The organism is Chryseobacterium sp. WX (genome assembly GCF_029542485.1).
GTDB classification, from domain to species: Bacteria; Bacteroidota; Bacteroidia; order Flavobacteriales; family Weeksellaceae; genus Chryseobacterium; species Chryseobacterium cucumeris.
Map to the genome: position 1 here is coordinate 3,823,396 of NZ_CP120710.1, position 13,343 is coordinate 3,836,738.

Here is a 13,343-nt window from a genome sequence, read left to right on the forward strand (position 1 = left end):
ATTTTGAGCAAAAATGTAGCTTTAAATCAATGCTTTCAAGTTAATGTGATCAATGACAAAGAATAGTGACGAATGACAAAAATTATGAATGCTGCTGTTGCAATTGAGGAATAACTGAAGGAATAAAACTTCTTGAAACAGGAATTTCAAAATCGATTTCCGGAAGAACTAATTTATAACCCTGAGCATTTCCTTTGAGTTTCTTTACCCTTCCAAGATTGACAATATAAGAACGGTGGCATTTTTTGACAGAACTTGTTTCGATTTGTTGTAAAACATTGGTTAAACTTATTCTGATCAATGCTTTTTTTAAGCTGTTGTTTTCTAAAAAGTAAAATGTACAATAGTTTTCCATAGACTGAACGCAAAGAAAATCTTTTTTATTCATGACAAGCTCGGTATTCTGGGCTGATATTTTTAACAGATTTTGTCGTTGTGCAGGAGGCGAAACGGGAAGGTGTTGAGAAATGTCGTGGGCTTTCTTTTCATGAATAGTCTTTAAATAGATATACCGTGATAAAATATAGATGATAGAGATAGGAATTCCGACAGCCAAAGTATACAGGAACATATAAAAGTAATTGACTATATCCAGTTTTACATGGCTCAAGAATAATGAATTGTAAAAGTAGGATAGAATAGAACCCGTACATAGAATGAAAGTTATTTTTAAGAGTTCCGAACCAATATTCCAGTTGCTGAAACGGGAAGTTATAAGATTGGCCATTAAAAATGCAGTTCCAAAGATTATGCAATAGGGAAAAAGTAATACAAATTTATAGGGATGCTGAAAGTTTTCCGTACCAAAAGGCTGAAAAATAATTAGAAATAAATAAACAGCAGCTCCTGCTCCCAGTGAAGAAACAAAAATTTCTTTGAAAGATTCGGATTTGGGGTATGGATGTGCTGTAAATGAAAACATAAAATCCAGATTTAGCTTTCTGATGTTTCAATAAAATTGCCGTTATCAATAAGACTTTGTGGCAGCTCTTTTTTATTTTTAATGCCTAATGATTTCAATTTCTGAGTTTGGATTACCAGGTTGTCATTTCCGGTATGAAGCTGTTTGTAAGCATCATTGAATACATTTTTCGCCTGATCCAGATTTCTGCCTACTTTTTCCAGGTTTTCTACAAAACCTACGAATTTGTCATAAAGTCTGGCTCCTCGATCAGCAATTTCAATAGAATTTCGGTTTTGATATTCGCGTTTCCAAAGATCGGCAATCAGCTTAAGAGAAGTGATCAGATTGCTTGGATTAAGCAGAAGGATTCTTCTTTCATAGGCATAGTTCCAAAGATTCTGGTCTGCCTGCATTGCCGCAATATAAGCCGGTTCACTCGGAATAAACATCATCACGAAATCCAGTGATTTTCCATAGTCATCATATGCTTTTTGACTGAGTTGATTAATATGATTCTTGATAGATCCGAGGTGCTGGCTCAGTTTTATGGCGTAAACATCAGCATCAGTTTCGTCAACCAATTCTGTGAAAGCAGTCAGAGATACTTTAGAATCAATGATGACATTTCTTTCATCCGGGTATTTTACAACAGCATCAGGACGCATTTTCTTTCCGGAGAATTCAGAAAATAAAGCTTTATTGTCTTCATCGCGCAATTCATGTTCGAGAAAATATTCTCTTCCTTTTACCAATCCTGATTTTTCAAGAATACTTTCCAGAATCATCTCGCCCCAGTTTCCCTGAGTTTTGCTTTCTCCTTTCAGGGCACGGGTTAGTTTTTTGGCATCTTCGGAAATCTGCTGGTTCAGTTCTGCCAGTTCTTTCACCTTTTCTGCAAGGGAGAAACGTTCTTTATTTTCCTTTTCGTAAGCTTCGTTGACTCTATTTTTTAAATCCGCGATTTTCTCCTGAAAAGGTTCAAGGATATTTTTTAAGTTATTTTGATTTAAGGTAGTAAACTTTTCAGTTTTTTCTTCTAAAATTTTATTGGCAAGATTTTCAAACTGAAGTTTAGAATCTTCCTGAATTTTAACAATTTCTTCTTTCTGGGTGTCAAGAGATTGTTGAAGACCTTCATTTTTGGCAGAAAGTTCAGAGTTTTTAGCATAAAGAGTCTGTTTTTCAAGAATGTGAGTTTCTATCTGAGAAGTCTGTCTCTGATTGATTTGTTTTAACTCCTGAAACTGAAGATTTAAGGATGAATATTCGGCAGAGATTTTAGAAAATTCATTTTTAAGGTCATCCAATAGATCCTGCTGCAGCATATTGGCTTCTTTCTCTTTACTGATGATTTGATTAAGCTCCTGAATTTTCTGGTTTGAATTTTCAAGATCAGATTGGGTTTTAATGGATAAAGTGTTCAGTGCATCATAAGAACTTCTTGAAACCATTGACGATTTCAGTACAAAATATAGTATAACAGCGCCCAGTACACCACCGGCAATCAATCCAATAATTAAATATATCATCTCCATCTTCCAAAATTATGAAAAAAGGTCGGAAGCTGGAAGTGGGATGTTGGAAGTTCCTTTTGGACAGATAAGAACTGACTTTTTTTACAATTAAATTCAATGTTTTTTAAAGGGAAATAAAATGGAAACAATCGCTTTATAAAATTCCATTACCTCTCGCTTTCGGCCCCCAGCTTTCTTTCTGAATTAGAATACCTATATTTATGGGAAATTTCAGAGACTTATGAATATTTTGCTGGTAGAAGATGATCAAAGAATCAGTAATTTCCTGATAAAAGGCCTTTCCGAGGCTGGCTATAATACAACCCTGGCAGATTCCGGGGAAAAGGCACGCGAACTTCTTCATACCTATGATTTTGATATTATTTTAATGGACATCATGCTTCCCGGACTGGATGGAATGCAGCTTACCCAGATCATCAGATTTAAAGGAAACTATACTCCGATTTTGGTTTTAAGTGCCCTGAACAGTCCTGATGATAAAATCAAAATGCTCGATATGGGTGCTGATGATTATTTATCCAAACCCTTCCATTTTGAAGAATTGATTTCAAGGATTAAAGCTTTAACCAGAAGAAATAAAATGAGCTACCAAAAGGAGGATCAATATTTATCATGCGGAAATATTGTGATTGATACAGATCTTCATAAAGTAACTCAGAATGATAAGGAAATAGAATTTTCCCCTACGGAATACAAACTGTTTACTTTTCTGATGGAGAATAAAAATAAAGTGTTGAGCAGAACCCAGATTTTACATAAGGTATGGGGAATTGATTTCGATAATACAACGAATGTAGTGGATGTTTATATTTCCTATGTCCGTAATAAGATTGATGAGACAGAACAGAAAATTATTCATACAGTAAAAGGAACCGGATATTTGATCAAAGACTGAAGATGACGCTAAGAAGTAGATTTACCCTTATTTCAAGCCTCTCATTTGGCATCGTTTCTATCATCACATCTGCGGTGATATTTTTTGCCTATTATGACAGTACCAAGATTTTCTATTTTGAAAAGCTCAGAAATACGGCTCTTATCTCTGCTATTTATTATCTTGAAAAGGATGAACTCCCGAAAGATCGACATGCCCAGATTAAAAAAGAATACAACCATCTGATTCAGAATAACAGGGTAGCGGTTTATAATCAGAATAATGAAGTTACCTTTGGACATAACCTGAACGATAAGAATATAAAGCTTTCCCATTTGCAGGCTGTCCGAAAAAACAAAGGAATACAGTTTATGTCTGATAATCAATTCTACTATGGAATTTTTTATCCTGATAACCAAGGTGACTTTGTGGTTTTTGTGAAGTCTTCCAACGATTCTTTCCAGTCGCAGATTCTGAGGCTTGCTATTATCATGCTTTCCGTATTGTTGATCGGGCTTCTCGCAATCTATTTTCTGAGCAGATACCTTTCTAAAGTAGTTTATAAACCTATCTCCAATGTAGTAGAACGGATCAATAAAGTAGAGTATAATAACATTTCTACGGCAATTATTACTTCTACCAATACCAATGACGAGATTGAAGATTTGATAAGGTCCTATAATAAACTGTTGGGCAGAATCTCTGAAAATGTACTCTTGCAACAGAACTTTATCAATTATGTTTCCCATGAATTCAAAACACCTTTAGCAGCGATTTCTGGAAATCTGGAGGTGTTTGCCCAAAAAGACCGTACACCGGAAGAATACAGGGAAGTGGCTAAAGAGTCATTGGAAAATGTATATGAGATTGAAAATATTCTCAACAATCTTTTACTGATGTCCGGAATGACAAAGCTTGAGTCTTCTCACAAACCGATGAGAGTGGATGAACTGGTCTGGAAGATTTATGAGAAATTAGAACCCAAAGCAAAGGAAGGCCATTCATCCATTAAAATACAGCTTCAGGTAACGAAACCTGCTTTGCTGGAATTTCCCGGAAATGAAACTCTGCTGTATTTGGCATTATATAATATTGTAGAAAACGCGATCAAATATTCCTTTGATAAACCTGTAGTGATTACCTTATCAGAAAAGGACAATCAGTTATATATCGAGGTCAGAGATGAAGGAAGAGGAATTCCGGCTGATGATCTTGTGAAAATATCTGAGACTTTCTACAGAGGAAAAAATGTAGATACTGTAAAAGGCAGCGGAATTGGTTTATCGCTTTCAAAAAGTATTTTTGACCATCATCATATAGTGATGAAAATTGATTCTATGGTCAATGTGGGAACCAATGTTCTCCTGGAATTTCCTGCCCATTCGTAATCGTGTTATTTGTGAAAAGATTTGTGTTTTTCGTGTTTTAAAAAAGTTCTAATCAAACTCTAATGTTGAACTAACCGAATTTTAATTTTCTTTACAATTCCCTCTAATCTTAGACAAATAGCTTTGTGGTCTTAAAATAAGAGACCCTTGAAGAAGCTATTTTTTACCCTATTTTATATTCATTGTTTCAGTTTCTTTTCAGCACAGATTTCAGATACCCTGAAAGTTGGAAGAAAGGAAGCTGAAACTATCTTTTTGGCTAAAAACCTTGACCTTATTGCTCAGAAGCTTGAAATTTCACAAGCAGAAGCAAGAGCTGTTCAGGCTAAATACTGGCCTAACCCTACATTGAGTATCAGTGAAGTCAATCTATGGAGAACTTATGACATAGAAGAACAGCCGGCATTGATCGGAAACTGGGGAAAAAATACTCAGATTTCTGCGGAAATAGAACAGGTGATTCAGACTGCGGGTAAAAGGCGAAAAAATATTGAGCTCCAGAAAATAGAAGTGGAAGGAGAGAAGTATGAGTTACAGGAAGTTTTACGTGAACTTAAAAAAACACTCAGAAATACCATTACCGAAATTCTTTACAATCAGGAACAGCAAAAAATCTATCAAGGGCAAATTACTTCCATTGAGAAATTAACGAAATCCTACAATAATCAATTAAACCTCGGGAATATCAGTAAAGCTGAATATGTCCGCTTAAAAGCACAGGAAATTGAATTCAAGAAGAAGCTGATTTCATTAAAACAGGAAATCGAAGATCAGCAGGTAGAGCTTAAAGCCTTATTGATGCTGCCTTCTCAATCTTACCTGGTGATAACAGATTCATTTGTGATGCCTGAAAAACAACTTTCTGAGTTGGAAGTGAGCCAATGGATAGACAAGGCAAAAGAAAACCGCCCCGATATTATGATCTCGAAAAATAAAGAGAAACATGCTGCAAAAAACCTGGAACTTCAAAATGCCATGAAAACTCCTGACGTTGCTGTTTCTATAGGATACGACCGTGGAGGAAATATCATGAAAGACTTTATAGGATTAGGGGTTTCTATGGATCTTCCCATTTTCGACCGTAATAAAGGGAATATCCAGGAAGCAAGGCTTGAGATTGAGAAAAGCAAACTGGAGACCCGTAAAAATATACTGAAATCTGAGAATGAAATTGTCTCTGTTTTCAGAAATTATATCAGAACACAGCAGGTTTCAGAAGAGATTGATGGCAATTATGAATCTACTCTGGACGGTTTGTTAGTAAGCCACGAGAAAAATTTCAGACTAAGAAATATCAGTATGCTTGAGTATATGGATTTTCTGGATACCTACATCGGAAATAAAATGATCATCCTGGATACTAAAAAAGAATTGAACCAATACTACGAAAACCTGCAGTATGTTGTAGGACAAGATTTATAAGATATGAACAAAAATATTACTAAATACACCGCTGCAGCTTATTTGTCTGCCCTCATCATTTTTACAGGCTGTGCCGGAAAACAGGAAAATAAAGAAGCTGAAAAAAGTTATTGCATCAGTAAAGAACTTAAAAAAGATATTAAACTGGCCAAAGCAGAACTGCTTCCCATAGAAGAAAGTATTACGCTTACCGGGGAAGTGGAAAGCAATTCTGATAAAACGGTTCCTTTTGTAAGTCTTGTAGACGGAGTCGTGATGGATACCTATTTCTCACTTGGTGATTATGTAAAAAAAGGACAAACGTTGGCAAGCGTAAAGAGTACAGCTGTGAATGAAATGCAGGATGATACTCAAACTTTACAGGCTCAGCTGGCCGTTGCGAAAAGAAAGTTGTCTTCTGTAGAAGCCATGTATAAAGATGACATTGCCTCTCAGAAGGATTTGCAGGAAGCACGTTCCGAAGTAGCCATCTTGCAATCCAATATTTCCAAGACACAGAAAAATATGCAGCTGTATTCAGCGGGAGGAAATACCATTCAGATAAAAGCTCCGGCAGACGGATATGTGATTTCAAAGAATATTTCCAAAGGAATGCCTGTTACTGCGGGAGGAGATCAACTGTTTACCATTTCCAATCTGGATAAAGTATGGGTAATGGCCAATGTGTATGCTACCAACATGAGGCATGTTTATGTGGATCAGCCGGTAGTGGTAAAAACGCTTGCCTATCCTGATGACAGTTTCTCCGGAAAGATCAATACGATTTCCCAGGTTTTCAATGAAAACGAAAGGGTACTCAAAGCCAAAATCATCATGGATAATAATGGAATGAAACTGAGACCGGGAATGTCTGCAGATGTTGTATTACCAGTTAATTCACAAAACAAAAGCGCGCTGGCTATTCCAGCAAAGGCTCTAATCTTCGATAATAACCAAAGCTATGTAGTGGTTTACAAGAAAGATTGTGAACTGGAGATCCGACCCGTAGCAGAGATTGCTTCCAACAGCCAGTATATTTATGTAGAAGGTAATTTAAAACCAGGTGAAAACGTCATTGCTTCCAACGGACTATTGATTTATGAGAACCTGAAAAACCAATTAAATAATTCCACGAAGTAATGCGAAAATTTGTACAGAATATAGTTTCCTTCTCATTAAAAAACTCACTGATTGTTCTTTTGGGAACTTTTCTTTTGCTGGCCGGAGGAATCTATTCCTATCTGAATACACCCATTGAAGCATTTCCGGATGTTACCAATACAAGGGTACGAGTTATTACCCAATGGCCGGGGAGAAGTGCTGAGGAAATTGAAAAATTCGTCACCTTACCCATTTCCAAAGAAATGAATGCTATCCCGAATAAAACTTCGGTACGTTCTATTTCTTTATTCGGATTGTCTGTGGTGACAGTTATTTTTGATGATCATGTGAATGATTTTTATGCCCAGCAGTATGCTTCCAATAAACTGGGAAATGTAGAGCTTCCTGCCGGAGCAGAATATAGTATTGAGCCTCCTTCGGGAGCTACCGGTGAAATTTACAGATATATTATCAAGAGTAAACTGCCGATCAAAGAAGTAACCGCTATTCAGGATTGGGTAGTGGAAAGAGAATTGCTTGCCGTCCCTGGTGTGGCAGATGTGGTAAGCTTTGGTGGAGAAGAAAAAACCTATGAAATAAAAATTAATCCTACGGAATTACACAATTACGACCTTTCCCCCCTGGATGTGTATGAAGCGGTTTCGAAGAGTAATATCAATGTAGGAGGAGATGTAGTGGCAAAAGGTGATCAGGCTTATGTAGTGCGGGGGATCGGTCTTTTGGAGAAAAAAGAAGATATAGAGAATATTCAGATCGAGGTCAAAGGTTCTACCCCTATTTTGGTGAAACACGTAGCGGAAGTAAAAGTTTCTGCAAAACCTAGATTAGGGCAGGTAGGATACAACAAAGACAATGATGTTGTAGAAGGAATTGTGATTATGCTCCGAGGGGAAAACCCAAGTGAAGTCATTGCAAGACTGAAAGACAGAATAGAAGAACTGAATGGGGGAGAATTGCCAGGTGATGTTCAGATTGTTCCCATCATTGACCGTACAGAACTTGTAAATACAACGGTTCATACCGTGTCCAAAAACCTCATTGAAGGAGTTATTCTCGTTTCCATTATTGTATTCATTTTCCTTTACAACTGGAGAACAACCTTTATTGTAGCATCAGTTATTCCTCTGGCTTTCCTGTTTGCTATTATTATGTTGAAAATTCAGGGTCTCCCGGCCAACCTGATTTCCATGGGAGCACTGGACTTTGGGCTGCTTTTGGAAGGAACTCTGGTTATTGTCGAACACGTCTTTGTCGCCCTTGAACTTAAAGCGAAAAAGATTGGACTGCGGAGATTTAACAAAATTTCAAAACTGGGGATCATCAAGAAAAGCGCAGGAAGTGTAGCAAGTTATATTTTCTTTGCCCTGTTGATTCTGATTGTTGCGCTGATGCCGATTTTCTCTTTCCAGAAAGTTGAAGGAAAAATGTTCTCACCATTAGCATTTACTCTTGGGTATGCATTATTAGGATCATTGATTTTAAGTTTGACCTACGTTCCGGCAATGTGTAAACTGCTATTGACAAAAAATATTGAAGAGAAAGAAAACTTTATTTCAAGATTCTTCAGAGTTAATATCTACAGAATCTACGAGTTCAGTGACCGCCACAAAAAAGGATTTATTGTTGGTTTCGTTGCTTTGCTTGCCGTGTGTGGATGGAGATTTTCCAATTATGGATCTGAGTTTTTGCCCAAACTGAATGAAGGTGCAATTTATGTAAGAGCGACCCTTCCCAACAGTGTCAATCTGGATGAATCTGTAAGGTTAACTAAAGAGATGAAGGAGATTCTCATGAAGTATGATGAAGTAAAATTTGTCATGACCCAGACAGGTCGTCCTAATGATGGAACCGATCCCACAGGGTTCTTTAATATCGAATTTAATATTCAGCTGAAACCCGAAGACGAATGGAAGAAAAAAATATCCAAAGAAGAACTTCTTGAAGAAATGAGAATCTCCCTTGAGAAATTTCCGGGTATCAATTTTGGATTTAGCCAGCCTATACAAGATAACGTGGAAGAATATGTAGCAGGAGTAAAAGCTCCGTTGGTCATTAAAATTTTTGGAAATGACTTATTTGAGCTGGAAAATTACGCCAATAAAGTAGCTAATTCGATCAGAACAGTTCCGGGAATATCGGACGTCAATGTTTTCAAAAATATCGGACTTCCGGAATTGAGAATACAGCTTCACGATTCCAAAATGGCAAAATATGGTGTCTCCACAGCAGATGCACAGGCCGTCATCGAAATGACCATCGGAGGGCAGGCCGCTACCAAGTTTTATGAACAGGAGAGAATGTTTGACGTAATGCTCAGGTTTGAAAAAGATTACAGAGATACGCCTGAAAAAATGGGAAATATTTTGATCCCGACTCAGGACAATAAAAAAGTTCCGCTGAAAGAAATTGCAACCATTGATTATCATACCGGACCATCATTTATTTACCGTGAAGGAAACAGCAGATATATCGGAGTTGGATTTAATATTGAAGGACGCGATCTGGGAAGTACCATTAAAGAAGCCAAAGCGAAAGTAGATCAAGAAGTGAAGCTTCCGAAAAAGCATAAAATGACGTGGGCCGGAGAATTTGAAAGTAAAGAAAGAGCCGCAAAACAGCTGGCTATGGTAGTACCGATTTCTTTAGTTCTTATTCTGATGCTGTTGTACTTTAATTTCGGAAATATAAAAGATACGCTGATTTCATCCATTACACTCGCATTTGCATTTATCGGAGGATTCTTATCCCTTTGGTTTACGGGAACCATCTTCGGAATTTCAGCGGGAATCGGTTTCATTATCCTTTTTGGAGTGGCAACCATAGACGGTATTGTTCTGATCGGGGTAATGAAAGAAAACCTACAAAACAGGATGTCCCTCAAAGAATCCATAGCTCAGGGAGTGAAAAGCAGAATCCGTCCGGTGGTGATGATTGCCCTGATGGGTTCTATGGGACTTCTTCCGGCAGCTATGTCAAACGGAATGGGATCAGAAATTCAGAAGCCTTTAGCCATTATGATTGTAGGTGGATTGATCGTCTGTATGCTGCTGTCATTTACAATTCTACCTATCATTTTCCATTATGCCTACCGTAAAAAGCATAAGGAAGCAATATAGTTTCTTTTATTTTGTTCATTATGAGGCCGGGATCCGTGAGGAAGATCCCGGCCTTTTTATTAGGAGTTTTTTGTAGATTCTAAAATCTCAATATTTTTTACCACATCACTGCTTTCACATTTTTTTAATTCTTTTAAAAGAGCAGGAGTGAGGATCTTCGGATTCAGAATTTGGGTGGCAACTTTAGCGGCTGCGTAATCAACAATACCGATCACAGATTCTCTTAGGAAATTTGGAGTGTTGGAAGCGATAACTGCTGTTGCCCAGGAAGTATCTCTTGCTTTGGATATGGCAAAGTCAAGGACAGCATTATCTTTTCCATTAGAAAGTTTGTCCACAAGATCCACAGGATAACAGATTTTGTTTAAAGAATCCTGTACGTTCTGATTAATGGAAGCAATAACAGTATTAATGTTCTCAAAATCCTTTTTCAAGGGGTTTATTTTCCGGTAAGGCATTATGGTGGCTGCAGAAATACCCAGATCCAGATTGATGTGTGCATTCATCCCAAGAAATATATGCTGTAATATCAAAAGATTCCTGTTTTTAGCAGCTTCAAAAGCGATGTACCATGAGTTGGTGCATCTTTCATTTTTACTGTAGCTTTCCCACGCCTGAAGAAATCTTTGTGCAAACGCAATATCAAGCAATGTCATTCTGGGATTATATTCAAATTTTTTCTGCTGAATTCCTTTCAAAACCTGTGCGGTCATGATTCTGTAGGTACAGGCAAAATATCCTGCCGGACTCTTGTTTTCTTTACACCAGATAATAATTTCATCCAGTTTTTTCAGAACTTCCTCAATGGTTTTCATGATAGTTTTTTGTATGGTTCATTCTGATTATGGGGTGATGATAACCGGATCAGTGATGATAATCGGATCTGGAAAAGGTTCAAGAATCAGTGGCTTGCACATGGCAGCCGGTTGGCAGGTTCCTCCCATGCATATAAAATTGGTCATAGTGGTAGTGCCGTCAGGACATCTGATCATGCCTTCACCATGGCATCCGCCCGGACATTCTGCCGGATACAGGGTTCCTCCAAATACATCTTTCAGTTCTGTTCTCGAAAGTTTTGTGATGCTTAATTTTTTCATGAGTTTAATTTTTAATTATGGTATTGGTTTGTTGTAACCCGCTCAACATTAATAGAGTGAGTTGAGTTGCTGATTAGCTAAAATAATTAAATTAATTCATTGATAAAAGTAATATGTTTTGAATTTTTCATTTTATTTCATAGGTAATCATTTGAAATAAAACAGATTGTGTTTTAAATGATGTGCTTATTTCTATATCAAGAGATATAAATTATTGTTGGTTTCTATTGTTAATTGTTTATTAATTCCCTTATTCATGATTTATGTCATTCTGGTTTTGAATGCAAAGAATTAAGTTTGTGCACTTAAAATAAAAATATGAAAAAACTAAGTTTCTTTTTTACCAGTATTGTTTTGCTGTTTTTAACATCTTGCTCTACTGAAGAATTTGAAAATTCTAACCAAAATGAAAACTCAAAAAAAAGCTCAGGGAGAAATTTTGCTAAATTTGCTGGTGATGGCGCTTATGATATCTTAGGATATGGTTATAACGCAACAGGAGAATATGCAAATTCGAACTCCTCAGGATATCAGGTAATTGATCTTGAAAAGTTCAAAAACGAACAGGCCGGAAGATTGATTACGGATAATGTCTTTTCTCAGGAATATCTTGAAGAATATGGTGAAAATGCAGAAGCGTATTCAAAAATGGTATCTACGAAAGTAGGAGCAACAGCAGGATTCTCTTTATTTAAAAAGCTCATTTCGGTTACTTTTAGTTCTTCTGTGAGTAACACGACGACCAATAAATTTGATGCTAAATATATTTATGGAAGCTATAACCTTTTAATTAAACAAAGAAGATTCAGATTTAATGCTACCCCTGTTTTACTATCAGATTATTTGACTCCGGAGTTTTCCAGTGATCTGCAGAACAACAGCCCTGCGCAGATTGTAAACGATTATGGAACCCATGTTGCGGTAGACATTTATACCGGTGCTAAGCTAGATGTAATGTTTCAATCCGAAACAACGAATCAAAGCCGTGAAAAGGCTGCCAGAGTAGGGGTTAAAGTGGGTGTAAAAAGTATTTTTGATGCCAATGTTGATAATGACGTAGATACTTCAGAATCCAATAAAAACTTTTCCAGAAAACTATCCTTTAAAACAAGAGGAGGAGATCCGTCTAAGAGTTTGGTAGGAGAGTTAAACCTTGATCAGGCGAATCCTAAAATTAATATTTCCAGCTGGCAGAACAGTTCAACACCAACGAATGCGGTATTGGTAGAATTTGGAAGCAATGGTTTGATCCCTCTTTATGAATTTATTAAAGATCCAGTAAAGAAAGCTCAATTGAAAGCTTACATCGATCAGTATTTAATCGATAATCAGGTGAAATTAGATTATACCAATACGGCAAACCTTGTCAATGGTAATTTTGTTAGAAATCCTGCGACCAACCAGATCTTTTTTATGTTTGAAAACAAACTGAGATATATCCAAAGCCCTATGACACTTTATGGATTATTTAATATTACCAGTGGTGAAATCGCTACTGTGAGCCCAAGCAATTTATCTACAGTGGAACGTGGAGCAGATTTAACACCTGATAATGATCTCAAACAGGATAATTATACCAATAAGATTTATATGAGAGAAGGTAATACTTTAAGATATATTCCAAATATTGGTATTTATAATAAATATAGATTTAATAACAATGCAGTTAAAAAAATAAATGGTACTAGTGGTTATACAATAGGTAGCGATATTTTTTAATTTAAAATTATAACTGTAAAAAGAGACTGTCACACCAGACAGTCTCTTTTTATTTCTCAAATGTTTGCGGATAATTATTTGAATGTAGGATTAAAAAATAAATTGTATATTTATTTCCAGGTAAAGAGAAATAATAAAGAGGAATCCGAAAATCTTCAAGAGTAGGAAATCAAATTAAACTAAATTA

Annotated in this window: 10 protein-coding genes; 6 read left to right on the top strand and 4 right to left on the bottom strand. The window is 36.5% G+C overall.

Features of this window, described 5'->3' with window-relative positions; translation table 11 throughout:
* Window positions 1-82: 82 nt before the first annotated feature.
* Window positions 83-922, bottom strand: coding sequence for a LytTR family DNA-binding domain-containing protein (locus tag PZ898_RS17210; protein ID WP_277693835.1), 840 nt, complete (start codon window positions 920-922; stop codon window positions 83-85).
* A gap of 11 nt (window positions 923-933) precedes the next feature.
* Window positions 934-2,439, bottom strand: coding sequence for a DNA recombination protein RmuC (gene rmuC / locus PZ898_RS17215; protein ID WP_120232577.1), 1,506 nt, complete (start codon window positions 2,437-2,439; stop codon window positions 934-936).
* A gap of 220 nt (window positions 2,440-2,659) precedes the next feature.
* On the opposite strand from rmuC, the gene PZ898_RS17220 reads away from it, so the two are divergent.
* The 5 genes from PZ898_RS17220 to PZ898_RS17240 all read left to right on the top strand — a co-directional run bounded on the left by PZ898_RS17220 (window position 2,660) and on the right by PZ898_RS17240 (window position 10,340).
* Entirely contained in the window at window positions 2,660-3,334 is a 675-nt protein-coding gene (locus tag PZ898_RS17220) for a response regulator transcription factor (RefSeq protein WP_062673551.1), read from the top strand.
* A 2-nt stretch (window positions 3,335-3,336) separates the two neighbouring features.
* On the top strand, window positions 3,337-4,701 hold the full coding sequence (locus PZ898_RS17225; RefSeq protein ID WP_277693836.1) for a HAMP domain-containing sensor histidine kinase: 1,365 nt from the start codon (window positions 3,337-3,339) through the stop codon (window positions 4,699-4,701).
* A gap of 147 nt (window positions 4,702-4,848) precedes the next feature.
* Window positions 4,849-6,123: a TolC family protein gene (locus PZ898_RS17230; RefSeq protein WP_216443410.1), complete on the top strand. Its 1,275-nt coding sequence runs from the start codon at window positions 4,849-4,851 to the stop codon at window positions 6,121-6,123.
* Window positions 6,124-6,126: 3 nt separating this feature from the next.
* Window positions 6,127-7,242 carry an efflux RND transporter periplasmic adaptor subunit gene (locus PZ898_RS17235; protein WP_216443409.1) on the top strand — a complete coding sequence of 372 codons (1,116 nt, stop codon included), beginning with the start codon at window positions 6,127-6,129 and terminating at the stop codon, window positions 7,240-7,242.
* Window positions 7,242-10,340 (top strand): CusA/CzcA family heavy metal efflux RND transporter, encoded by a 3,099-nt coding sequence (locus PZ898_RS17240; protein ID WP_277693837.1) that lies wholly within the window; start codon window positions 7,242-7,244, stop codon window positions 10,338-10,340. The genes PZ898_RS17235 and PZ898_RS17240 overlap by 1 nt, the downstream gene beginning before the upstream one ends.
* A gap of 59 nt (window positions 10,341-10,399) precedes the next feature.
* Here PZ898_RS17240 and PZ898_RS17245 read toward each other — a convergent pair whose 3' ends face one another.
* Both PZ898_RS17245 and PZ898_RS17250 read right to left on the bottom strand, forming a co-directional pair.
* Window positions 10,400-11,155, bottom strand: coding sequence for a DUF5995 family protein (locus PZ898_RS17245; protein ID WP_277693838.1), 756 nt, complete (start codon window positions 11,153-11,155; stop codon window positions 10,400-10,402).
* 27 nt (window positions 11,156-11,182) lie between these two features.
* A complete protein-coding gene (locus PZ898_RS17250) occupies window positions 11,183-11,437 on the bottom strand; it encodes a hypothetical protein (RefSeq protein ID WP_062673570.1) in 255 nt (84 codons plus the stop codon).
* A 318-nt stretch (window positions 11,438-11,755) separates the two neighbouring features.
* Here PZ898_RS17250 and PZ898_RS17255 point away from each other — a divergent pair, with 318 nt between their 5' ends.
* Window positions 11,756-13,156 carry an MAC/perforin domain-containing protein gene (locus tag PZ898_RS17255; protein ID WP_277693839.1) on the top strand — a complete coding sequence of 467 codons (1,401 nt, stop codon included), beginning with the start codon at window positions 11,756-11,758 and terminating at the stop codon, window positions 13,154-13,156.
* The last annotated feature ends 187 nt before the right edge of the window (window positions 13,157-13,343 follow it).